Origin of the sequence: Pontivivens nitratireducens (assembly GCF_011290545.1) — a bacterium.
In the GTDB taxonomy this organism is placed as follows: Bacteria; Pseudomonadota; Alphaproteobacteria; order Rhodobacterales; family Rhodobacteraceae; genus Pontivivens; species Pontivivens nitratireducens.
Genome location: NZ_CP049811.1, coordinates 2,363,163 through 2,386,805, shown reverse-complemented (window position 1 = coordinate 2,386,805; position 23,643 = coordinate 2,363,163). Strand labels below are relative to the sequence as shown.

The following is a 23,643-nucleotide window of genomic DNA, read 5'->3' as shown; positions in this document are numbered from 1 at the left end:
CGCCCGATGCCCCACGACCACGACCATCACGATAATGATCTGGATGAGATGACCGCCCTGACCCGTGCGCTGGAAACGGTTCTGGTGGAAAAGGGTCTGGTCGATCCCGCCGCCGTCGATGCAATCATCGAGACCTATTCGAACGATGTCGGGCCGCGCAACGGGGCCTCGGTCGTGGCGCGGGCCTGGACCGATCCGGTCTTCGCGGATTTTCTGGCCACCGATGCTACGGCCGCCATCGCCTCGATGGGATTCACCGGGCGGCAGGGGGAACATATGCGCGCGCTGTTCAACGGGGCAGGCGTGCACAACCTCGTCGTGTGCACACTATGCTCCTGCTATCCGTGGACCGTTCTGGGCCTGCCGCCGGTCTGGTACAAGTCGCCGCCCTACCGCTCCCGCTCGGTCCGCGATCCGCGCGGTGTACTGGCGGAGTTCGGCACCATCCTGCCGGATGATACGGAAATCCGCGTCTGGGATTCCACGGCTGAGCTGCGCTATCTGGTGATCCCCGAACGCCCTGCCGGAACCGAAGGATGGGACGCGGAACGGCTTGCCGCCCTCGTCAGTCGTGACGCGATGATCGGCACCGCGCTGGCGGATGTGCCATGAACGGGCCGCATGATCTGGGCGGGCGCATGGGCTTCGGCCCCATCGCGCCGGAGGCGGACGAGCCGCTGTTTCATGCGGAGTGGGAGGCCCGCGCCCTGGGCATCGTGCTGTGTTGCGGCGCGCTGGGATACTGGACCATCGACGAAAGCCGCCATGCGCGCGAGAGTATCGCCCCCGCCGACTACCTGCGGTTTCCCTACTATCGCATCTGGCTGACCGCTCTGATCGAATTGTTGCAGCGGCACGGGGAACTGACCGCGCGCGAACTGGTGGACGGCCACGCCCTGACCCCCGGCAAGCGGCCCGAGAAGTGCCTGCACGCGCAGGGTGTCGTGGGCGTTCTGTCCAAAGGCTCCCCCACCTGCCGCACGGTTGAGGTCGCGCCTCGCCTCGGCATCGGCGCCCGTGTCCGGGTGCGCAATCTGCAACCGACCGGGCATATCCGGGTGCCGGGTTATCTGCGCGGCCATGTCGGCGTGATCGAGAGCCAGTGCGGCGCCCATGTCTTTCCCGACAGCAACGCCGTGCACCAGGGCGAGCAGCCGCAGCACCTCTATACCGTGGCCTTTGACGGCGCGCAGGTCTGGGGGCAGGGGGAGGGCGTCAGCATCCGTGCCGATTTGTGGGAGAGCTACCTTGAAGCTGTCTGACCTGAACGCCCCCGCTTTTAGCGAACCCTGGCAGGCACAGCTTTTCGCCCTGACCGTGGCCCTGAACGAGGCGGGCCATCTGCCCTGGACGGACTGGTCGCAAGCCTTCGGCGCGCGGCGGGTCGGGGGGGTCGAAGACGCCTCGGATTACTGGCTGCACTGGGCGCGAACCCTGGCCGATGAGGTCAGCCGCCGCGACATCGCCGGGGCGGAGGAGATCGCCGCCCTTGCGCTGGCCTGGCAACGGGCCGCCCACGCAACACCGCATGGTCAGGCGGTGACGCTGGAGAATGATCCGACGGCCTGAATAATCCCGCCCGACCGTTTTCGGTGTCGGACGGGATGCCTGACTTGCAAAACTTGGATTCCAAGCAACCCTACTTTGCCAGCGCCGCCATCACCCGGACCCAGGACCGCGTGCCGCCGGTGAAGCTGTTCAGATCGTATTTCTCGTTCGGCGAATGGATCGCGTCGTCATCCTGCCCAAACCCGATCAGCATCGAATCGAGGCCGAGCACCTGCTTGAAATGGCCCGCGATGGGGATCGAGCCGCCGCCGCCGGTATAGACCGCCTCCTTGGGCCATTCGTCGGCCAGCGCCTGACGTGCGGCCTCGAATGCGGGATTGTCGATGGCCATGACGCTGGCACGATCCGCGCCGTGGGGGATGAATTCGACCTCGCAATCGGCGGGCAGCAAATGGTGGACCCGGGCACGGAGCGCCTCACGGATGGCCAGCGGGTCCTGATCCCAGACCAGCCGGCATGAGATCTTCGCCCTCGCCTCCGCCGGCAAAACCGTCTTGAACCCGTCGCCGGTATAGCCGCCGAGGATACCGTTGAACTCACAGGTCGGGCGCGCCCAGATCTGGTGCAGCGCCGGAATGCCCTGTTCGCCTGCGGGTACGCTCAGGCCGACCTTGCCGAGGAATTCTTCCGCATCGAAGCCGAGGCTCTCCCATTGTTGGGCAAGCTCGCCCGGAACCTCGCGCACGCCGTCATAGAACCCCTCAAGGGTCACGCGCCCCTGATCGTCGTGCAGACTGGCGAGGATATGGCTGAGCACCCGGATCGGGTTTGCGGCAGGTCCGCCGTAACCGCCCGAATGCAGATCCCGGTCGGCGGCGCGGATGATGATCTCCTCCGCCACCATGCCGCGCAGCATCGTGCAGATCGACGGCGTTTGCGTGTCCCACATACCGGTATCGCAGATCAGGGCGATATCCGCGGTCAACTCCTCCGCATTTTCCTTCAGGAACGGGACGAGCGACGGCGAATGGCTCTCCTCCTCACCCTCAAACAGGATGGTGACGCGCAGGGGCAGAGCGCCCGAAGTCTCGATCCAGGCGCGGCACGCCTCGACGAAGGTCATCAACTGCCCCTTGTCGTCCGCCGCACCGCGGGCGCGGATCACCTTGGCCCCGTCGCGCTCCTCGATCTGGGGGTCGAAGGGATCGGATTTCCACAGGTTCAGCGGATCGGCGGGCTGAACGTCGTAATGGCCGTAGAACAGCACGTGCGGCCCGTCCTGCGGCCCGCCATGCGCCACCACCATCGGCTTGCCCGGCGTATCGCGGCGCGAGGCATCGAAGCCGAGGCTCGACAGTTCCGCCACCAACCAGTCCGCGGTCGCCACGCAATCGGAGTGATAGGCCGGATCGGTCGAGATGGAGGGCATCCGCAGCAGCGCGAACAGCCGCTCCAGCGCGGCATCAGTGTTGCTATCGGCGGTTTCAAGGACGGATTCGATCGAACTCATGGTTGCCTCGCTTGCGCGGATTGCGCGTTTGGTCAAAATTCATTCACTTTTGTTTATTACATAATTCGAAAGTGCGTACTTTCTGGTACGCCTACGATACATGTGATGTAATAGGACGATATTGTAACGCAAACTGGAATGGGGGCGCGCATGGCGATTTCTATCAGTTCAGGCATCAGGGGTTTGGGTCTTTGTATGACTGCAATTACCCTGGCGGCCTGTAATCAGGGGGACTTTTCCTCCGCTGCCAGCCGGACGGAGGGTGAGGCCTTCGCCGTTGTCAGGTCTGCAACCTGGGTCGATCCTGACGGATGTGAACATTGGGTCTTCGACACGGGCGCGGAAGGGTACATGACCCCCAAGCTTCAGCCCGACGGCCGCCCGATCTGTGGGCGCAGCAGCGCGGCAACGCAATAGGGGGATGAGTATATGAGCATTCTGTACAAGGGCCTGTTCCTCGCCGTTCTGATTCCGCTCGCGGCATGTCAGTCGGGCGGTTCCGTCGGCGTTGGCGGTTCGACCGCCACCCGTTTCGATGCCAACGATCCCGACGTGGATCGCGGTCTGGATGCGCACCGCCTGTCGGACATGCGCGCCACAATCTGGGTCGATCCGCTGGGCTGTCAGCATTGGCTGATCGACGATGGCCTTGAGGGCTATCTGTCAAACCGCCTGAATCCTGATGGAACACCGCGCTGCGACGGGCCCAACGTCACCGCAGGTGAACAAATCGGCAGCTCGCAACGCCTGATCCGCAACGCGAACTGAGCGGGGATTGAGTGGGGTGGCCGAGGCTACGCTTCGGCCCCTCCATGCTGCGAAGGGGCCATGCCCTGACGGTTGGCGGTTCGTCGAGCGGCGGCCACTGAATTGGAGTTTTCCACATCCGCCAAATGCGCCCCGTCGTAGACAGCGCAGGTCAAGCGGTGGCGATCCAGCCGCCGCCCAATACACGGGACCCTTCGGTCGCGTAGAACACGCAGGCCTGCCCCGGTGCGATGCCTTCCTCGGCCAGTGCCAGTTCAACCTCGGCCCGCCCGTCGGGCAGGGGGCGCAGGACCGCCTCACGCGGGGGACGGGTGGAGCGGACCTTGACCAGAACCTCGATCCCTTCCTCGGGCAGATCGGAGATCGCGCCCTCACCGATCCAGTTCGTTTCCTTCAGGGGGACACGGCGCACGGCCAGCGCCTTCTTGGGGCCGACCACGACCTTGTGCGCATCGGCGTCCAGCTTGACGACATAGAGCGGCTCACCCCCCCCGATGCCGAGGCCACGGCGCTGTCCGATGGTGTAGTGGATCACACCGCGATGCGTTCCCAGAACGCGACCGTCCAGATGCACGATCTCACCCGGCTCGACCGAACCGGGGCGCAATTTTTCGATTACCGCAGCGTAGGAGCCGTTGGGCACGAAACAAATGTCCTGACTGTCCGGCTTGTCCGCGACGCTCAGCCCGTGCTTGACCGCCAACGCCCGTGTCTCGGCCTTCGATTTCAGATGGCCGAGGGGGAAGCGCAGATAGTCCAGTTGATCCTGGGTCGTCGAAAACAGAAAATAGCTTTGGTCGCGATCCGGGTCGGCGGCGCGGTGCAGCTCGGCCTTGTCGCCTTGCTTGCGCTGGATGTAATGGCCGGTGGCCATGCAATCGGCGTCCAGATCCTTGGCGGTTTCCAGCAGATCGCGGAACTTCACCCGCTCATTGCAGCGGATGCACGGGATCGGGGTGGCCCCGGCCAGATAGGCGTCCGCGAACTCGTCGATCACGCTTTCCTTAAACTTGTTCTCATAATCGAGGACGTAATGCGGAAATCCCATGACCTCCGCCACGCGGCGCGCGTCGTGAATGTCGCGGCCTGCACAGCACGCGCCCTTCTTGGCCAGCGCCGCGCCGTGATCGTATAGCTGCAAGGTGACGCCGACGACGTCATATCCCTCGGCTGCAAGCTCCGCCGCGACGACGGAGCTGTCCACACCGCCGGACATGGCCACCACGACGCGGGTGTCCTTGGGGGCTTTCGCGAAGCCGAGGCTGTTGAGTGCGGTCATGTCATTGCCTGCCAGAACATTACGGAAGTCGCGCGGTATATAATCAAATTGCGCGTTTAGACAACCTGCGGCTTAACCCTCAGTTCATCCGGTGCGTCGAATGTCTCTGCACAAAAAGCAACTGAGGCGGACCAATGTACCTAAAACGGACTGACAGGCCAATCTTCGTGAAGGATCATCTGGGGCGAAGCATCGCCCGCACCGATCTGCCCCCCCCCGATATCAAGCGCTGGGTCGCCCGGCGCAAGGCTGTGGTGGTGGCGGCGGTCGATGGCGGAATGTTGACACATGAGGAGGCATACGAGATGTACGACCTGACTGAGGAGGAGTTGGACCAGTGGCGTGAGGCGCTGGGAAAGCACGGTCTGAACGCGTTGCGCGTGACCTCCATTCAGCGATACCGCAAGTGAGCTATCGCGTGGGCAGCAAATTCCACGCCATGAAAACTAGAATTGCGAAAATTCCGCACCGTGAAAAATTCCGGTGTTCCTAATATCTTCTGGTAAGTTTACCAGACATTAACCTTTATGACCTGATGGTGGATCATGAGTTGAGCAGAACGCTCGACGTGACCCGGAGGTCCTGTAATGCGCATACTTCTCGTCGAGGACGATCCGGCGACAGCCCGGAATATCGAACTGATGCTGGCGAACGCCAATTTCAACGTCTACGCGACGGATTTGGGGGAGGAGGGCGTCGATCTCGCCCGGCTCTACGACTACGACCTCATCATCCTCGATCTTAATCTGCCGGACATGCACGGGCATGAGGTGCTCAAGCAACTGCGCCTGGCAAAGATCGACACACCGATCCTGATCCTCTCGGGGATGGATGACGCGGACACGAAAATCCGCGGCTTCGGATACGGTGCCGATGATTACCTGACCAAGCCTTTCCATCGGGAGGAACTGGTCGCACGCATCCACGCGATTGTGCGCCGGTCCAAGGGGCACGCGCAGTCTATCATCGAAACCGGGCTCGTCTGCGTCAATCTGGATGCCAAAACGGTGGAGGTTGAGGGCAAGACGGTGCATCTGACCGGCAAGGAATACCAGATGCTCGAACTGCTCAGCCTGCGAAAGGGCACCACCCTGACGAAGGAAATGTTCCTCAACCATCTGTATGGCGGCATGGATGAGCCGGAGCTGAAGATCATCGACGTCTTCATTTGCAAGCTGCGCAAGAAGCTCAGCCAGGCAACCGGGGGTGAGACCTATATCGAAACCGTCTGGGGCCGGGGCTATGTCCTGCGCGATCCCGTCCCGCAAACCATCGAACAACCGGCCCGCCGCGCCTGAAAAACCTGCTGGACCAGCAGGCATAGCGGGCCTAACTCTCCTGCTATCGGGTGCAGGGGACGATGATGGACGACTTGAACATTGATGTGACCGCACTGGACGGTTCGCAGGCCGCCGAACTTCTCGAACGGCTCGCGGATCGACTGGGGGCTGCCGATACGGCCTATCATCAGGACGACGATCCGATCATGTCCGACGCGGAGTACGACCGGATCAAGGCGCTTGCCCTGGCGGTGGAGGAACGGTTCCCCGAACTGATCCGCGAGGACAGCCCCTCACGCAAGGTCGGCGCACCGGTGGCGGAGGGGTTCGGCAAGGTTGCGCACACGGTCGCGATGCTCTCGCTTTCCAACGTCTTCTCGGATGAGGACGTGACGGAATTCGATGCCCGCGTGCGGCGGTTTCTCGGCGTCGAACATGCGATCGACTATACTGCGGAACCCAAGATCGACGGGCTGTCGCTGTCCTTGCGATATGAGGGCGGTGTTCTGGTGCAGGCCGCCACACGCGGCGACGGCGAAACGGGTGAGAATGTGACCGCCAACGCCCGCACAATCGACGATATCCCCGAAACCCTCACCGATGCACCCGATGTGCTGGAGGTCCGGGGTGAGGTCTATATGGACCACGCCGATTTCCAGTCCCTGAACGCCCGTCAGATCGAAGCGGGTGCCAAGCCCTTCGCGAATCCGCGCAATGCCGCCGCCGGATCCTTGCGCCAACTGGATGCGGAGATTACCAGATCCCGCCCGCTGCGCTTTTTCGCCTATGCCTGGGGCGCGCTTTCCGCCCCTCTGGCTGAAACGCAAGCGGACGCCATCGCGAAGCTGGCGGAGCTGGGATTTCGCACCAACCCTCTGACGAAACTGTGTCATTCGGCCGAGGAGATGATCGCGCATTATCACCGGATCGGCATCGCGCGGCCTGATTTGGGCTACGATATCGACGGTGTCGTCTACAAGGTCGATGATCTGGCCTTGCAGAAACGGCTCGGGTTCCGGTCGAACAATCCACGCTGGGCCACCGCCCATAAATTCCCGGCCGAAATCGCGGCGACCCGTCTGCGCGACATCGAAATTCAGGTGGGACGCACCGGCGCGCTCAGCCCCGTCGCTCGGTTGGAGCCTGTGACCGTGGGCGGCGTCGTCGTTTCAAACGCGACGTTGCACAACGCCGATTATATCGCCGGGCGCGATTCCAAGGGGGCGGAAATTCGGGACGGCATCGACATCCGCATCGGTGACATGGTCGAGATTTACCGCGCCGGCGATGTAATTCCCAAGGTGCGCGGCGTGCTGCTGGACCGCCGACCCGATGACGCGGAACCCTATGTTTTTCCCACGCATTGTCCGGTTTGCGGCAGCCCGGCCCTGCGCGAACCCGGTGAGGCGGTGCACCGGTGCACCGGCGCTTTGACATGCCCGGCGCAGGCTGTCGAAAAGCTCAAGCATTTCGTGTCGCGCATGGCATTCGATATCGACGGTCTGGGCGCCAAGCAGGTGGAGGCTTTCCACGCCGACGGCTGGATCGCCTCTCCGGCCGATATCTTCGCGTTGGAGGACCGCTACGGTTCCGGCCTCAAGCAACTGAAAAATCGTGAGGGGTGGGGCCAAAAATCGGCCGATGCGCTGTTCGCGGCGATCCGCGACCGCCGCACGATCCCGCTCAACCGGCTGATCTTCGGGCTGGGCATTCGCCATGTCGGGGAAAGCTCCGCCATGCTGCTGGCCCGCCACTACAACAGTTGGCAGACGTTCCGCCGCGCGATGGAGGCAGCAACCCCCGGCAGCACCGAACGGGCCGAACTGGTCGCGATCAACGGCATCGGGGATGTGATGGCTGAGGCGATCGCCGATTTCTTTGCCTCCGACACCGCCCGCGCGCAACTGGATGCCCTGACCGAGTGGCTGACCATCGAGGATGTCGCCGCCCCCGCCACCGACGGATCGCCCGTCGCGGGCAAGACCGTGGTGTTCACCGGCACGTTGGAGCAGATGACCCGCGCCGAAGCAAAGGCCCGGGCGGAGGAGATGGGAGCGAAGGTCTCCGGCTCCGTCTCCTCCAGGACCGATATCGTCATCGCGGGTCCCGGCGCCGGATCGAAGGAGAAGAAGGCCCGCGATCTGGGCCTGACCGTGCTGAGCGAGGCGGAATGGCTGGAGTTGATCGGCTGACATACCGAACTCGCATAAGTCCGCCTTGCACCGCGTTCCATACTTGCGCCAGATAGGGCATGGCCGGTCGTCCCGAAGTGTTGTTTCCCCTGTTCGCCGATTTGACCGGTTTGCCCGGCATCGGCCCGAAAACCGCGCCGTTATTCGCCCGGATCGGGGTGGAGAGCCCGCGCGACCTGCTGATGACCTTGCCGACCGGCGGAACCGACCGGCGGTTGAAGCCCTCGATCCTCGACGTGCCGCTGCCCGCGACCGTAACGGTGGAGGTCGAGATCGGACGTCACGCACCGGCCCCGGCCAAGGGGCGCCCCTATCGCGTCAGCGTGCGCGACGCGAAGACCGACTTCCAGATCGTCTATTTCCACGCTCGCGACGACTGGATGGAGCGTCATCTTCCCCCCGGTGAGCGGCGGGTCGTCTCGGGCCGGGTGGAGCTTTTCGATGGTGTCGCGCAGATGGTGCACCCGGACCATGTCCTGCATCGGGCGCAGGCCGAGGCGTTGCCGCCGTTCGAGCCGACCTATCCCCTGACGGCTGGCCTCACGTTGAAAACGGTGGTCAAGGCGCAGCGCGGCGCGCTCGACCGGGTGATGGACCTGCCGGAATGGATCGCCCCGCAGATCGTTGCGGATCGCGGCTGGCCGGGATGGAGCGCAGCGCTCAAATCCGCGCATGCGCCCGATTCCAGTGCCGATCTGGCGGATACGACACCGGCGCGTCAACGGCTCGCCTATGACGAGTTGTTCGCGCATCAGGTCACACTGACCCTGGCGCGGGCACGGGCGCGACGCAAGCCGGGCCGTGCCTCACCGGGCGACGGGCATCTGCGCGAACGGGCGCTGGCGGCCCTGCCGTATCGGCCCACGGGCGCGCAAACCCGCGCGGTGCAGCAGATCGTCGAGGATCTCGCCGCCCCTGTCCGCATGAACCGGTTGTTGCAGGGCGATGTCGGCTCGGGCAAGACGCTGGTCGCCCTGCTTGCCATGCTGGCTGTGGTTGAGGCTGGCGGGCAGGCGGCGTTGATGGCCCCGACGGAAATCCTCGCACGGCAGCATATGGAGGCGCTCGCCCCCCTGATCGCGCCACTTGGGCTGCGGATCGCGCTTTTGACCGGGCGCGACAAGGGGACCACCCGGCAGGAGAAGCTGTCAGCCCTCGCCAATGGTCAGATCCACATACTGCTGGGAACGCACGCTTTGTTCCAATCGGACGTGGATTTCGCCGATCTGCGCCTCGCCATCATAGATGAGCAGCACCGCTTCGGTGTGCGGGAGCGGATGACCCTGGGGGCGAAGGGGCGGGCGGTGGACATCCTCGTGATGACGGCGACACCGATTCCCCGCTCGCTCAGCCTTGCGCAATACGGGGATATGGACCTCAGCGTGCTGGACGAAAAGCCGCCCGGCCGCCAGCCGATCGAGACGGCGCTCGTCTCGGCCGAACGGATGGATCAGGTGGTCGCGCGCTTGCGATCCGCGCTGGACGCCGGGCGGCAGGCCTATTGGGTCTGCCCGCTGGTCGAGGAAAGCGAGGTGGTCGAGGCGACAGCGGCGGAGGAACGCCACCGCGCGCTGCGTGTCGCCCTGGGGGATCAGAATGTCGGGCTGGTGCACGGGCGACTGCCCCCGGCTGAGAAAGACGCCGCAATGGCTGATTTCATCGCCGGGCGCACCCGCGTTCTGGTCGCCACGACAGTGATCGAGGTTGGCGTGAACGTGCCCGCCGCGACGATCATGGTGATCGAACAGGCGGAGCGTTTCGGGCTGGCCCAGCTGCACCAGCTGCGCGGGCGTGTCGGACGCGGCTCCGAAAAATCCACCTGCCTGCTGATGTATCAACCGCCCCTGGGTGAGGCCGCCCGCGCCCGGATGGAGATCATGCGAGAAACCGAGGACGGCTTTCGCATCGCGGATGAGGATTTGCGCCTGCGCGGGGCGGGGGATGTTCTGGGAACGGCGCAATCCGGGCTGCCGAGGTTCCGAATCGCGGATTTGGAGCGTCAGACCGCCCTTCTGGCCCTTGCGCACAAGGATGCGCGCCTGTTGCTGGGCCGGGATCCTGATCTGACATCGGATCGGGGCAGGGCAGCGCGAACGCTTCTGTACCTGATGGAGCAGGACCGCGCGATCCGTTTGCTATCAGTAGGTTAACGCAGTTATCCCCAAAAGTTCACAAATGTTCTCATTTTGTCTTGACCTGAGGGCGGAGTTAACGGAACATTAAGGCAACACGGAACAGGAGGTTGCCACGATGATTCCGCATATGCTGAACACCGCCCGCCACCATGGATCGGAAATGTTGGGGGATGCCATCGGCCTCGCCGCGATCTGCGTGATGATCGTCGGCGCGTTGGTGATCTGAGCCCGTAACGAAGTTTCTGCCGCAATCGGGATGCCGCGCGGTCCAGTTGTCCCTCACGATGCGGATTTCCGCGTCATTCTGGCCGCGACCCGATGCAACCCAACTCGCCGCACGTCTCAGGACGTTGCGGCGATTTTTTTGTCTGCGATGGATTCGAATGCCGCGACCGTCGCGTCCGGCACCAGCAGGATCGAGGCGTGGCGGTTGCGATAGGCGCGGGCTGGTTCCAGCGCAGCGTAGCCGTCGAAGGGCGCATCCGGCACCGGGCCGTCCTCACGCAGCATGGCGCGCAGGGCGTCGCGGCCGGCTCGGGCCTCCTCCAGGCTCAGCCCGACGGCCTGTTCCCCGAACACCGCAGCCGAGGCTTGGCCCAACGCACAGGCCTTCACATCCTGGCCGAACCGGACGATTTTTCCGTCGGCAATGTCCAGATCGACCGTTACCGTCGATCCGCACAGCGGCGACCGCTTGGTCACCGTCGCATCCGGGCTGTCCAGCCGTTCCTGATGCGGAATGGCGGAGGCCAGCGCGAGGATCCGCTGGGAATAGAGCTTCATCATCTCGTCGTCGCGCTCGCTCATGCTCTCGCCTTTCGCTGTTCTGCCCCTTAGATAGGTCCGGACACCGCTTACGGAAAGACCCGCCATGACCGTGATATTCGACCCCGCCACCCTGCGCTATACCGCCGAAGGTCTCATCCCCGCCATCGCTCAGGATACCGGGGGTGCCGTTTTGATGATGGCATGGATGACCCGCGAAACGGTGGAGGAAACGCTGGCCACCGGGCAGGTCACCTATTGGTCCCGCTCCCGGCAGGCGATCTGGCGCAAGGGCGAAAGCTCGGGCCACGTTCAGACCTTGATCGAGATGCGCGTGGATTGTGACCGCGATTGCCTGCTGATGATCGTCGATCAGGCGGGCCCGGCCTGCCACACCAACCGCCGCTCCTGCTTTTACACCGCGATTCGCGACGGGGCGGAGGTGGAGTTGATGGCCCCCGAGGCCTGACCCTCACCCGGCTTGAAAGCCGATCGCGTGCAGCACGTCCTCGCGGCTCCACCCTTCGGCGCGCAGCGTGGCCAGCGCGCGCGCATCATCTCGCTTCGCCAACCGCTTGCCGTTTTCGTCGCGGATCAGACGGTGATGGCGATATAGCGGTTCGGGCAGGTCCAGCAGCACTTGCAACAGTCGGTGCAGGGGCGTAGCGGCGAACAGGTCGCGCCCGCGTGTCACATGCGTAACCCCCTGGGCGGCATCGTCGATCACCACGGCGATATGGTATGACGTGCCGATATCCCGCCGGGCCAGAACGATATCGCCTACATTTCGCAACAGCGCCTCGGCATCCAGCGCGTGCCGCCCCGGCTCAAAGTCGAGTTCCGTGAAACCGATCCGCGAAACGTCGCCAATGGCGGCGATTGCGGCGGCCATGTTCAGCCGGATCGCGGCATCCGTCGCCACGTGTTCGGCGTTCCGGCAGGTTCCGGGATAGATCAGACCGTCCGGCCCATGCATCGGGGCCCCCTCCTGCGGAGCGCTCAACGCGGCCTTGATATCGGCGCGGGTGCAGGTGCAGCGATAGGTAAGGCCCGCTTCGGTCAACCGCCCGACAGCATCGCGATACAGATGCAAACGCTCCGACTGCCGCAGCACCGGCTGCTGCCAGGTCAGGCCCAGCCAGCGCAGATCATCGAGGATCGCAGCCTCCCATTCAGGCCGGCAGCGGGCGGTGTCGATATCCTCCATCCGCAGCAGGAACCGGTCGGCATGCCGTGCGGCGGTTAGCGCGGAAAAGGCATGTCCCAGATGCAACGGCCCGGTCGGAGAGGGCGCGAACCGCTCAACTTTTTTGCAGGACATAGATCGTGGCCCCGACATTCTGTCCCGGCATATGCTCACCATGCTCACGCAGCAGACAGCGCGCCGCGCCGGCATCGACCCAAGCCATGATGCGACCGATATAACTCTTATCCGCAAGCGCATGATCGTTCAGGGAAAAAACGAACAGGCCATCGTGGGGCAACGCTTGCAAAACCGTATCAATCAGGCTGGCAGGCGCGTGACCCGGGCTGAACAATCCGATGGCTGACACGCTGTGATAGCTCTGCCCCTGCATCGCATCGTCCGCATCCCCAACGCTCAGATTACGATAGATGCCACGTTCGCGCGCCTGATCCACCATCTGCGGGGTCAGATCGACGCCGTCCACAGTCTCGAACCCGGCCAGCTTCAGCGCCAGACCCCCCAGCCCGGTGCCGCAGCCCAGATCCAGAACCGGTTGCGCCGGATCCGCCCCGGCCTCACGCAGGGCCACCGCGCAGCGTTCCGGTGTGACATAGCCGTTCTGCGTCACTTCCTCGTCATAGCTGGTCGCCCATTGCGCGTACAAATCCCGCGCGTCGCCCTCCAGCGTGTAGACCTCTTCGAAAAACTTCTTGGCCATCGTCACCTCCTTCCCCCATCCTAGCGAGGTTCGACGGCGAGGGCTATTGTGCAGCGATCTCAGATGGAAGGCTGTTCAACCACTCCGCCCAGGCGACCTTGGCGCGGTCGGTATAGGCGATCTTGCGGTCCTTCTTGCCACGACGCCCCTTCTTTGGCGCATCGAGTGGCGGGAACAGGCCGAAATTGACGTTCATCGGCTGAAAGGTCTCAGCCTCCGCGCCGCCGGTAATGTGGCCGAGCAGGGCACCGATGGCCGTGGTCTGGGGCGGTGTCGGCACATCGACACCCAGCTTTTCATAGGCCGCCAGACGCCCGGCCAGCAGGCCCATCGCGGCGGATTCCACGTATCCCTCGACCCCGGTGACCTGCCCGGCAAAACGCAGATCGGGCCGGGATTTCAACCGCATCTGACCATCGAGCAACCGGGGGGAGTTCAGGAACGTATTGCGATGAATGCCGCCCAGCCGCGCGAACTCAGCATTCTCCAACCCCGGAATGCTTTTAAAAACATCTGTTTGCGCGCCGTACTTCATCTTGGTCTGAAAGCCGACAATGTTGTAGAGCGTGCCGAGCGCGTTTTCCCGGCGCAACTGGACGATGGCATGGGCCTTGATGTCCGGCTGGTGCGGATTGGTCAGGCCGACCGGCTTCATCGGGCCCCAGCGCAGGGTTTCGCGCCCGCGTTCTGCCATCACCTCGATGGGAAGGCAGGCGTCGAAATAGGGGGTGTCGCGCTCCCAATCCTTGAACTCGGTCTTGTCGGCGGCCAACAGCGCGTCGATGAAGGCCTCGTACTGGTCGCGGTCCATCGGGCAATTGAGGTAGGCGGTGCGCTCCTCCTCCGTCTCGCCCTTGTCATAGCGGGACTGGAACCACGCCTTGCTCAGGTCGATGCTGTCGGCGTGGACGATGGGCGCAATCGCGTCGAAGAAGGCGAGGCTTTCCTCACCCGTCTGCGCGCGCAACGCCTCCGCCATGGCGGGTGAGGTCAGCGGCCCGGTGGCGATGATCGTGCTGCCCCAATCCTCGGGCGGCAGACCGGCGACTTCACCGCGCGCGATCTCGATCAGCGGATGCGCCTCGATCTTCGCCGTCACCTCATCCGAGAACGCATCGCGGTCCACGGCCAGTGCGCCACCTGCGGGCAGCTTGTGCCGGTCGCCGGTGGAGATGATCAGCCCGCCCGCCTGACGCATTTCCCAATGCAGCAGACCGACCGCGTTGCTCTCATCATCGTCCGAGCGGAAGGAGTTGGAACACACCAGCTCCGCCAGGCCCTGCGTCTGGTGGGCGAACGTCTCGACCATGGGTCGCATTTCGTGCAGCACGACCGGCACGCCGAGGGTCGCGGCCTGCCAGGCAGCCTCGCAACCGGCCATGCCGCCGCCGATGATATGGATGGGTGTTTTCATGTGCGCCATGTACGCCCCCCGATGCGAATTGAAAAGCGGCGCATGTGAATTTTACGCGCCGGGCGCTTTCACCGATGCAGCGCGAACCGCCCCGGCCCCTGCGCGGCGAGGATCAGCAACCCGCCCGCAATGGCCCAGTTCTTGACGAAGATGCTCATCTGCCACGGATCGGACGGGATCAGGTGAAAGATGCTGGTCATCATGCAGTACGCCGCCAGTGCAAGTGCCATTGGGCGTGTCCACAGGCCCAGAAACAGGCATAGGGCGCCAAGTGCGTTGAACGCCAAAGCAGGCCAGATCAGCGCACCGGGCAGGCCGCGTTCGATCAGCAGGTCGGCGGCGGGCGCGGGGGCCAGCCCCTTTTGCACCGCCCCGGCCAGAAACAGCAGGCCGAGCAGAACCCGGCCCGCCAGCATCAGCGCATCATTCGGCATTCGGCGTATCGGGGCCGGTGTCCTGCGTCGTGTCGGGTCCGACATCGGGCAGGATGTCCGCCTCCTCCGCCTCGGCGATCCAGGCGACGCTGACGACCTTTTCCCCCTCGCGGGTGTTGAACACGCGCACACCCCCGGCGGAGCGGGACCGGAACGAGATGTCCGCAACCGGGGTGCGGATCGACTGCCCCGCATCGGTTGCCAGCATGATCTGATCGTGGATATCCACCGGGAAGCTGGCGACCAACCGCCCACCGCGCAGCGCCTTGTCCATCGCCATCACGCCCTGGCCCCCGCGCCCGCGCACTGGATAATCGTGCGACGAGCTGAGCTTGCCCGCGCCGTTTTCGGTCAGCGTCAGGATCAGATCCTCGGATGCGGACATCTCGGCATAGCGTTCGTTCGACAAAGGCCCAGCCTCTGCAACGGTCTCTTCATCTGTATCGACCTCATCTTCATCGACCAGACCTTCGGTCGCGCGACGCCGTTTCAGATAAGCGGTTCTCTCCGCCGGATCGGCCTCGAAGTGGCGGATCACCGACATGGACACGACCGCGTCCCCCTCGGCCAGGCGGATGCCGCGCACCCCGGTCGAGGTACGGGAGTTGAAGACACGCACCGCCGTGGACGGGAAGCGGATCGCCCGGCCCATTGCCGTGACCAGCATCACGTCGTCATCCTCGCCGCAGATGCGGGCATTGACCAGACGGGTGCCGTCATCGGCCAGACGCATCGCGATCTTGCCGTTGCGCATGATATTGGTGAAATCGCTGAGCCGGTTGCGGCGCACGTCACCCGCCGAAGTGGCGAAGACGACCTGCAAATCGCCCCAATCGGACTCATCCCGGTCAACGGGCATGGTTGCGGCAATCCCCGTACCGGGTTGAATCGGCAGGATATTCACCAGCGCCTTGCCCCGTGCATTGCGACCGCCCTGCGGCAGGCGCCAGGTCTTGAGCTGATAGACCATCCCGGTCGTCGTAAAGAACAGGATCGCGGTATGCGTGTTGGCGACGAACAGCGTGGTAACGAAATCCTCGTCCTTCATGTTCATGCCGCCGATCCCCTTGCCACCGCGCCGTTGCGCGCGGAATTCGTCGAGGGGGGTGCGCTTGATATAGCCGCCATTGGTGATGGTCACGACCATCTCCGCCGGTTCGATCAGATCCTCGTCGTCCATATCACCAGCGTAATCGACGATTTCGGAGCGGCGCGGCGTCGCGTATTTCTCGCGCACTTCCGCAATTTCATCGCGGATAATCGTCATGATCCGATCGCGGGAGCGCAGGATATCGAGGTAATCCGCGATCTTGACCGCCAGCACCTCCAACTCATCGGTGATTTCCTTGACACCCAGCGCGGTCAGGCGTTGCAGACGCAATTCGAGGATCGCGTTCGCCTGCTCCAGCGACAGGTTATAGGTGCCGTCCTCGTTCATCGTGTGGCTGGGATCGTCGATCAACTGGATGTATTCGGCGATCTTCTCCGCCGGCCAGCGGCGGGTCATCAGTTTCTCACGCGCCTCGCCCCGATCGGCGGAGGACCGGATGGTCGCGACCACTTCATCGACGTTTTCGACGGCGACGGCCAGACCGGACAGGATGTGGGCGCGTTCGCGGGCCTTGTTCAACTCGAACGCGGTGCGGCGGGCGACGACCTCCTCACGGAATGCCACGAAGGCGGTGAGGAAACCGCGCAGGGTCAACTGCTCGGGCCGGCCATTGTTCAGGGCCAGCATGTTCGCGGCGAAGCTGGTTTGCAGCGGCGTGAAACGGTAAAGCTGGTTCAGCACCACATCCGCCGTCGCGTCGCGCTTCAGCTCGATCACCACCCGCACGCCGAACCGGTCGGATTCGTCCTGAACGTGGGCGATGCCCTCGATCTTCTTGTCACGGGCCAGTTCCGCGATCCGCTCGATCATGGTGGACTTGTTCACCTGATAGGGAATTTCGCGCACGACGATGGCATAGCGATCCTTGCGGATTTCCTCGACCTCGGTCTTGGCCCGGATCACGACGGAGCCGCGCCCCTCGGTATACGCCTTGCGCGCGCCCTGACGCCCGATGATGATACCGCCGGTCGGAAAATCCGGGGCAGGGACGTATTCGATCAGATCCTCGGAGGTCAGATCTGGATTGTCGATCAAAGCGGATGCGGCGTCCAGCACCTCACCCAGATTGTGCGGCGGAATGCGTGTGGCCATGCCGACGGCAATCCCCTCCGCCCCGTTGACCAGCAGGTTGGGATAGCGGGCGGGCAGGACCGTGGGCTCGATGTCCTTGCCGTCATAGTTCGCCTGAAAATCGACGGTATCCTTGTCGATATCGGCCAGCATTGCATCGGCGGGGGGCGCCATGCGCACCTCGGTATATCGCATCGCGGCGGGGCTATCACCGTCCATCGAGCCGAAATTGCCCTGACCGTCCAACAGCGGCAACCGCATGGAGAAGTCCTGCGCCATCCGCACCAGTGCATCATAGATCGCGGTATCGCCGTGCGGGTGATATTTACCGATCACGTCGCCGACGGGCCGCGCGGATTTGCGATAGCCCTTGTCGGCAGTGTTTCCCGTCTCATGCATCGCGTAGAGGATGCGCCGGTGCACCGGCTTCAAGCCGTCGCGCACATCAGGGATCGCGCGGGAGATGATGACGCTCATGGAATAATCGAGGAAGGAGCGTTTCATCTCCTCCTCGATCGTGATGCTGGGCCCGTCATAGACGGGGCGTTGCGGATGATCGTCGTTGTTTTCGGGTGTGTCTGGCGTATCGCTCACTCGTGGTCCTGCCTATCCCGTGCCGCTATATATTGTGTGTCTCTTATGCGACAACGGGGCGGGGAAGGCAATCTATCTGGGGCAAAAACACCCTGTAAATAAACGCTCGGCACCCCGGTTTCACAAACAGTAGGCGCTGCGCGCGATTTCGGGCTACCGCGTGTCGGGGGAGGGGGGGACAGCGGCAGGCGCGTCCTGCCTATCGTCAGCGTGCGCGCCATCCGTCTCCGACGCCAGAAAGCGCCCCAACTTCGACAGGACCGGCATATGTTCGCTGAACACCCGGATCACCACCAGCATGGGCACGGCGACGACCATTCCCACGACTGACCACAGCCAGGCCCAGAATGCGACTGATAGGAACACCACCACCGGGTTCAGCTTCAACGATCGACCGACAAAATAGGGCGTCACGAGCTGTCCCTCCACCGAGGTGCAGCCGAAATAGACAGCAGCGGTCAGGGCCGCCATCCAGATGTCGGGCAGCGCGATTAGCCCGATGATCAGCGCCCCGGCCGTGCCGATGATCGCGCCGACATAGGGCATGTAATTCAGGATGAAGGCCGACACCCCGAACAACAGCGGATCCGGCATGCCCAGTGCCCACATGGCAAGGCCGACCACAACGCCAAGTCCGGCGTTGATAACCGTGATCGTGAACAGATAGCGGCCCAGACGCCGTTCTATGTCGTCTGCAATTGCCATCGCGCGCTTCTTGTCGCGCAGCTTCGGGATGACCTCGACCACGCGTTTGCGAAACAGGTCGCCCGACGCGAGGATGAAGAACAGCAACACGAGCGTAAAGACGATCTGGCCCAGCACCAGCGGGGCGGTGGCGGCGATCTGTGCGGCGATGTTGCCGTCGCGATCGCTGACCTCGACCTGCACGGATTGCATCCCATCGGGGTCCTGGGACGCGACTTCGGTGCTGGCGCTGGCGCCGCCTGTCTCCGCCAATTCGTCGATCTTCTGGGCGGCCTCGTTCACGGCCTCGACGGTTCCTTGCAGGCTCGCCAGCTTGCGTTCTATGCGGTAGGCGATGTTGGGGGCGTCGTCGATCCACTCGCTGGCGGGCTGGGCCAGCGCCGTGACCAGAGCGGCCAGGCCGCTGACCAGCGTCAGCGTGATTACCAAGGCAGCGATCCCATCGGAAAACCCGATCCGGTTCATGCCCCTGCGAACCGGGCGAAAGACCAGCGCCAGCAGGATCGCGGCCAGCACCGGCATCAGGAAGTCACGCGCGGAGGCCATGGCCCCCGTAAGCATGATGATCGCGATAATGGTGACGGCCCAGGCGATCACCCGTCCTTCGATCCCTCGATCCAACTGCGTCATGTAGTTCCGCCCCCTGTGCCTGAGGGTGAACCTAGACGCATTGTCGCACCCTTCAATGGCACATCTGCCTGCGTGGCGCGTGCACGGGACGGGATCGGACCGGACAACGTCAGGGCTTACGAAGCCCGACTGGAATGCGCAGTCAGGAACCTGACTTGCGCACCGGCCGGCCGGCTCTTCTAAACAAAGGAATCTTGCGTCGCTTGTATGATATGCTGAGGCCTGCCGCGTTCGCCGCAGCAGGTCCCCCGGGCGAGCCGAACCTCCCTTGCCACCGCGGTGGCAAGAGGGTCAGACCCGCTGAATTTCGGTATCAGAACGGAATGTCGTCATCCATGTCGGAGCCGTAATTGCCGCCCGACGCACCCCCGCCCGAGGAAGACCCGCCGCCATAGGAGCCGCCACCGCCGCTGCGCCCCCCGCCACCGCCGTAATCACCGCCGCCACCGCCGGACCCGCCGCCGTCGCGCCCATCCAGCATGGTCAGGGTGCCGTCGAAACCTTGCAGGACAACCTCGGTCGAGTACCTGTCCGCGCCGGATTGATCTTGATACTTGCGCGTTTGCAGCTTGCCCTCGATATAGACCTTCGAACCCTTCTTGAGGTACTGCTCCGCGATGCGGACCAGCCCCTCCTGAAAAATGGCGACGGAATGCCACTCCGTCTTTTCACGCCGCTCGCCCGACTGCTTGTCGCGCCAGGTTTCGGATGTGGCGATGCGCAGGTTGCACACCTTGCCGCCATTGGCGAAGGACCGGACCTCGGGGTCGCGGCCCAGATTGCCGATCAGGATGACCTTGTTGACGCTGCCTGCCATGGGGCTTCTCCGCTCATGATTCTGTTTGAGGACCGACGATATGGCCGCCTGCGACCCGATGCACCCCGCAATTTGGCGTTTTGCCCAAATTCCATGTCTCCATCAAGACCGCCACAGGTTAACGGAACGTTATGACACGCTTCCAAGTGTTCCATTTTTGTTCTATGGTAAACGCGGCTGCGGACCCTACATGAAGCGGCTGGACATAAACGGAGTGTGGCATGGCCGAGCTGAAGACGATTTCGATCCGGGGTGCGCGGGAGCATAACCTGAAATCCATTGATGTGGATTTGCCGCGCGACACGCTGATCGTCATCACGGGTCTGTCGGGATCGGGCAAGTCCTCGCTTGCCTTCGACACCATCTATGCCGAGGGGCAGCGACGCTACGTTGAATCGCTCAGCGCCTATGCACGGCAGTTCCTCGACATGATGCAAAAGCCGGATGTGGATCACATCACCGGCCTCAGCCCCGCGATTTCCATCGAGCAGAAGACGACGTCGAAGAATCCGCGCTCCACCGTCGGCACGGTGACGGAGATCTACGATTACCTGCGCCTGCTATTCGCCCGCGTCGGCGTGCCCTATTCCCCCGCCACCGGCCTGCCCATCGAGGCGCAGCAAGTGTCCGAGATGGTGGACAGAGTGATGGCGATGGAGGAGGGCACCCGCGCCTATCTGCTCGCCCCGATCATCCGCGATCGCAAGGGGGAGTACCGCAAGGAATTCGCCGAGCTGAAAAAGCAGGGCTTCCAACGGGTCAAGGTGAACGGCGCGTTCTACGAGCTGGATGAACCGCCCACCCTCGACAAGAAGTTCCGCCACAATATCGACGTGGTGGTCGATCGCCTGGTGGTGAAGGAAGGGTTGGAGACGCGGCTGGCCGACAGCTTCCGCACCGCGCTCGACCTTGCGGACGGCATCGCCGTTCTGGAAACCGCCGTTACCGGGGATGAGGAGCCGCAGCGCACGACCTTCTCCGAAAACTTCGCCTGTCCCGTCAGTGGCTTCACGATCCCCGAGATCGAGCCGCGCCTGTTCTCGTTCAACGCCCCGTTCGGCGCGTGCCCGGTCTGTGACGGGCTGGGGGTGGAGCTGTTCTTTGACGAACGCCTGATCGTGCCGGACGAATCGCTGAGCCTTTACAAGGGCGCGATCGTACCGTGGTCGAAATCCAAATCCCCCTATTTCCGCCAGACCATCGACGCGCTGGCCAATCATTACGAGTTCGACAAGAACGCGCCGTGGCACAGCCTGCCGCCGCATGTGAAACAGCTGATCCTGCACGGGACGGGCACGGAAAAGATCAAGTTCCGCTATGATGAGGGCGGGCGCGTCTATGAGATCTCACGCGTGTTCGAAGGGGTCGTGCCCAACCTCGAACGCCGCTACCGCGAGACGGATTCGTCGTGGAGCCGTGAGGAAATGGAGCGCTATCAGAACAACCGCGCCTGCGGGGCCTGCGATGGCTACCGGCTCAAGCCCGAGGCGCTGGCGGTCAAGATCGACGGCGTGCACGCGGGGCAGGTGGTGCAATTGTCCATCCGCGACGCGCTCGACTGGATCGAGAAGGCCCCCGAAACCCTGACGAAACAGCGACAGGAAATCGCCCGCGCGATCTTCAAGGAAATCCGCGAACGGCTGGGCTTTCTGGTGAATGTGGGTCTGGATTACCTGACGCTCAGCCGCAATTCTGGCACCCTGTCTGGGGGGGAAAGCCAACGGATCCGGCTCGCCTCGCAGATCGGAAGCGGCCTGACGGGTGTGCTCTACGTTCTGGATGAGCCGTCCATTGGCCTGCACCAACGCGACAACGATCGCCTGCTGACCACGCTGAAGAATCTGCGCGACGCGGGCAACACCGTGATCGTGGTCGAACATGACGAGGAGGCGATCCGTGAGGCGGATTACGTGCTCGACATCGGACCGGGCGCGGGTGTGCATGGTGGCCAGGTCATCGCCTCCGGCACGCCGGCGGAAATCGCCGCCACGCCTGAGTCCATTACCGGGCAGTACCTGACCGGCGTGCGCGAAATCGCTGTCCCTGCCAAGCGGCGCAAGGGTTCCGGCAAGAAGGTCAAGGTGGTCAAGGCGACCGGCAACAACCTCAAGACCGTGACCGCGGAATTCCCCCTCGGCCTGCTCTGCTGCGTCACCGGCGTATCAGGCGGCGGCAAGTCCACGCTGACCATCGAGACGTTGTTCAAGACAGCCTCCATGCGCCTGAACGGTGCCCGCCAAACCCCCGCCCCGTGTGAGCAGATCAAGGGTTTGGAGCATCTGGACAAGGTCATCGACATCGACCAGTCGCCCATCGGCCGCACGCCACGCTCCAACCCCGCCACCTATACCGGCGCCTTCACCCCGATCCGCGACTGGTTCGCCGGAATGCCCGAGGCAAAGACCCGTGGTTACAAGGCGGGCCGGTTCAGCTTCAACGTCAAGGGCGGACGGTGCGAGGCGTGCCAGGGCGACGGCCTCATCAAGATCGAGATGCACTTTCTGCCCGACGTCTATGTCACCTGCGAAACCTGCGACGGCAAACGCTATAACCGCGAAACGCTGGAGGTGAAGTTCAAGGGCAACTCCATCGCCGACGTGCTCGACATGACGATCGAGGATGCGGCGGACCTTTTTCAGGCCGTCCCCGCGATCCGCGACAAGATGGAGACGCTCAAGCGAGTCGGTCTGGGCTATATCAAGGTGGGCCAATCCTCGACCACGCTGTCAGGTGGTGAGGCGCAGCGCGTCAAGCTGGCCAAGGAGCTGAGCAAGCGCGCGACGGGCCGCACGCTCTATATCCTCGACGAACCGACGACGGGTCTGCATTTCGAGGATACGAAAAAGCTGCTCGAAGTGATTCAGGAACTGGTGGACCAGGGCAATTCCGTGGTGATTATCGAACACAATCTCGATGTCATCAAATGTGCGGACTGGATCATCGACATCGGGCCTGAGGGCGGCGATGGCGGCGGTGAACTGGTTGCCGTCGGAACGCCGGAAAAGGTCGCCAGAACCGAGGGCAGCTATACCGGCCACTACCTGCGTGAGGTGCTGTCAAAGCGAAAGATTGCAGCGGAATGAGCGCCTGACCGGACGGGATCAGCGGGGGGATTGGTCAGCGGGGTATGTAGAACATGTCCCGCACCACCAGATTTTCCCCTTCGAGGGCCAGAACCAGGCTTGATTCCGCCACGCGGTAATAGGTGAATTCCTCCTCGTATTTCGGTCCGACAAGATCGGCCGACAGCACGGTGAGGATAGCCGCCCCCCGCAGGGGCTGCCCCAGAATGACCGCCAGGCCCAACTGCTCGGGCCAGATGCATCCTCTCTGCGTGTCCAGCTGCGGCGGGATGCAATCCACCTGCGCCACGGCAGGCGTCAGCGACAGCAGGATCGCCGTGGCAAGCAGAGCAGACATTAGTGGGCGAATACGTTTCATGGATATGTAACGTTCATCACGTTGCGTCAGATCCGTAAAGCATCAATTTTCACGAGGACGTGACGGCTTGCTTGACGGCTCCGT

At 63.4% G+C, this 23,643-nt stretch carries 22 protein-coding genes; 11 read left to right on the top strand and 11 right to left on the bottom strand.

Features of this window, described 5'->3' with window-relative positions:
* The first annotated feature begins 6 nt into the window (after positions 1-6).
* The 3 genes from nthA to G8E03_RS11825 are packed head-to-tail and all read left to right on the top strand — an operon-like array spanning position 7 to position 1,569.
* Positions 7-612: a nitrile hydratase subunit alpha gene (nthA, locus tag G8E03_RS11835; RefSeq protein ID WP_166192103.1), complete on the top strand. Its 606-nt coding sequence runs from the start codon at positions 7-9 to the stop codon at positions 610-612.
* The gene (gene nthB, locus G8E03_RS11830) at positions 609-1,262 is read left to right on the top strand and encodes a nitrile hydratase subunit beta (RefSeq protein ID WP_166192100.1); all 654 of its coding nucleotides are present in this window, start codon (positions 609-611) and stop codon (positions 1,260-1,262) included. The genes nthA and nthB overlap by 4 nt, the downstream gene beginning before the upstream one ends.
* Positions 1,249-1,569, top strand: a complete 321-nt coding sequence (locus G8E03_RS11825; protein ID WP_166192097.1) for a nitrile hydratase accessory protein — start codon at positions 1,249-1,251, stop codon at positions 1,567-1,569. Before nthB ends, G8E03_RS11825 begins: the two co-directional genes overlap by 14 nt.
* 70 nt (positions 1,570-1,639) lie before the next feature.
* On the opposite strand, the gene G8E03_RS11820 is transcribed toward G8E03_RS11825, so the two are convergent.
* Positions 1,640-3,019, bottom strand: a complete 1,380-nt coding sequence (locus tag G8E03_RS11820) for a M20/M25/M40 family metallo-hydrolase (protein WP_166192094.1) — start codon at positions 3,017-3,019, stop codon at positions 1,640-1,642.
* A 195-nt stretch (positions 3,020-3,214) separates the two neighbouring features.
* Here G8E03_RS11820 and G8E03_RS17650 point away from each other — a divergent pair, with 195 nt between their 5' ends.
* The gene (locus G8E03_RS17650) at positions 3,215-3,436 is read left to right on the top strand and encodes a hypothetical protein (protein WP_347340501.1); all 222 of its coding nucleotides are present in this window, start codon (positions 3,215-3,217) and stop codon (positions 3,434-3,436) included.
* 12 nt (positions 3,437-3,448) lie between these two features.
* The gene (locus tag G8E03_RS11810) at positions 3,449-3,787 is read left to right on the top strand and encodes a hypothetical protein (RefSeq protein WP_166187198.1); all 339 of its coding nucleotides are present in this window, start codon (positions 3,449-3,451) and stop codon (positions 3,785-3,787) included.
* A gap of 151 nt (positions 3,788-3,938) precedes the next feature.
* Here the strand turns inward: G8E03_RS11810 and mnmA are convergent, their stop codons facing one another.
* Entirely contained in the window at positions 3,939-5,066 is a 1,128-nt protein-coding gene (gene mnmA, locus G8E03_RS11805) for a tRNA 2-thiouridine(34) synthase MnmA (protein ID WP_166192091.1), read from the bottom strand.
* 167 nt (positions 5,067-5,233) lie between these two features.
* On the opposite strand from mnmA, the gene sciP reads away from it, so the two are divergent.
* The 4 genes from sciP to recG all read left to right on the top strand — a co-directional run bounded on the left by sciP (position 5,234) and on the right by recG (position 10,688).
* Complete coding sequence (gene sciP, locus G8E03_RS11800) at positions 5,234-5,476, top strand: CtrA inhibitor SciP (protein ID WP_347340500.1); 243 nt, start codon at positions 5,234-5,236, stop codon at positions 5,474-5,476.
* A gap of 177 nt (positions 5,477-5,653) precedes the next feature.
* Entirely contained in the window at positions 5,654-6,364 is a 711-nt protein-coding gene (ctrA, locus tag G8E03_RS11795) for a response regulator transcription factor CtrA (RefSeq protein ID WP_166192085.1), read from the top strand.
* Between the two features lie 65 nt (positions 6,365-6,429).
* Positions 6,430-8,538 carry an NAD-dependent DNA ligase LigA gene (gene ligA, locus G8E03_RS11790; protein WP_240910338.1) on the top strand — a complete coding sequence of 703 codons (2,109 nt, stop codon included), beginning with the start codon at positions 6,430-6,432 and terminating at the stop codon, positions 8,536-8,538.
* A 59-nt stretch (positions 8,539-8,597) separates the two neighbouring features.
* A complete protein-coding gene (recG, locus tag G8E03_RS11785; RefSeq protein ID WP_166192079.1) occupies positions 8,598-10,688 on the top strand; it encodes an ATP-dependent DNA helicase RecG in 2,091 nt (696 codons plus the stop codon).
* A gap of 327 nt (positions 10,689-11,015) precedes the next feature.
* Here the strand turns inward: recG and G8E03_RS11780 are convergent, their stop codons facing one another.
* Complete coding sequence (locus G8E03_RS11780) at positions 11,016-11,480, bottom strand: iron-sulfur cluster assembly scaffold protein (RefSeq protein ID WP_166192076.1); 465 nt, start codon at positions 11,478-11,480, stop codon at positions 11,016-11,018.
* Positions 11,481-11,544: 64 nt separating this feature from the next.
* Between G8E03_RS11780 and hisI the strand changes: the two genes are divergently transcribed.
* Positions 11,545-11,907: a phosphoribosyl-AMP cyclohydrolase gene (hisI, locus tag G8E03_RS11775; protein WP_430693149.1), complete on the top strand. Its 363-nt coding sequence runs from the start codon at positions 11,545-11,547 to the stop codon at positions 11,905-11,907.
* Positions 11,908-11,910: 3 nt separating this feature from the next.
* On the opposite strand, the gene gluQRS is transcribed toward hisI, so the two are convergent.
* The 7 genes from gluQRS to G8E03_RS11740 form a co-directional block, all read right to left on the bottom strand.
* Positions 11,911-12,759 (bottom strand): tRNA glutamyl-Q(34) synthetase GluQRS, encoded by an 849-nt coding sequence (gene gluQRS, locus G8E03_RS11770; RefSeq protein WP_166192073.1) that lies wholly within the window; start codon positions 12,757-12,759, stop codon positions 11,911-11,913.
* A complete protein-coding gene (locus G8E03_RS11765) occupies positions 12,740-13,342 on the bottom strand; it encodes a class I SAM-dependent DNA methyltransferase (protein WP_166192070.1) in 603 nt (200 codons plus the stop codon). The genes gluQRS and G8E03_RS11765 overlap by 20 nt, the downstream gene beginning before the upstream one ends.
* Before the next feature lie 43 nt (positions 13,343-13,385).
* Positions 13,386-14,756: a methylenetetrahydrofolate--tRNA-(uracil(54)-C(5))-methyltransferase (FADH(2)-oxidizing) TrmFO gene (gene trmFO / locus G8E03_RS11760; protein ID WP_166194187.1), complete on the bottom strand. Its 1,371-nt coding sequence runs from the start codon at positions 14,754-14,756 to the stop codon at positions 13,386-13,388.
* 68 nt (positions 14,757-14,824) lie between these two features.
* Positions 14,825-15,190: a DoxX family protein gene (locus tag G8E03_RS11755; RefSeq protein WP_205793095.1), complete on the bottom strand. Its 366-nt coding sequence runs from the start codon at positions 15,188-15,190 to the stop codon at positions 14,825-14,827.
* Entirely contained in the window at positions 15,180-17,966 is a 2,787-nt protein-coding gene (gyrA, locus tag G8E03_RS11750) for a DNA gyrase subunit A (RefSeq protein WP_166192067.1), read from the bottom strand. Before gyrA ends, G8E03_RS11755 begins: the two co-directional genes overlap by 11 nt.
* A 153-nt stretch (positions 17,967-18,119) precedes the next feature.
* Complete coding sequence (locus G8E03_RS11745) at positions 18,120-19,301, bottom strand: AI-2E family transporter (RefSeq protein WP_166192064.1); 1,182 nt, start codon at positions 19,299-19,301, stop codon at positions 18,120-18,122.
* A 313-nt stretch (positions 19,302-19,614) separates the two neighbouring features.
* Complete coding sequence (locus G8E03_RS11740; RefSeq protein WP_166192061.1) at positions 19,615-20,118, bottom strand: single-stranded DNA-binding protein; 504 nt, start codon at positions 20,116-20,118, stop codon at positions 19,615-19,617.
* Between the two features lie 221 nt (positions 20,119-20,339).
* Here G8E03_RS11740 and uvrA point away from each other — a divergent pair, with 221 nt between their 5' ends.
* Positions 20,340-23,201, top strand: a complete 2,862-nt coding sequence (uvrA, locus tag G8E03_RS11735; RefSeq protein WP_166192058.1) for an excinuclease ABC subunit UvrA — start codon at positions 20,340-20,342, stop codon at positions 23,199-23,201.
* 34 nt (positions 23,202-23,235) lie between these two features.
* Here uvrA and G8E03_RS11730 read toward each other — a convergent pair whose 3' ends face one another.
* Entirely contained in the window at positions 23,236-23,559 is a 324-nt protein-coding gene (locus G8E03_RS11730; protein ID WP_166192055.1) for a hypothetical protein, read from the bottom strand.
* Between the last annotated feature and the right edge of the window lie 84 nt (positions 23,560-23,643).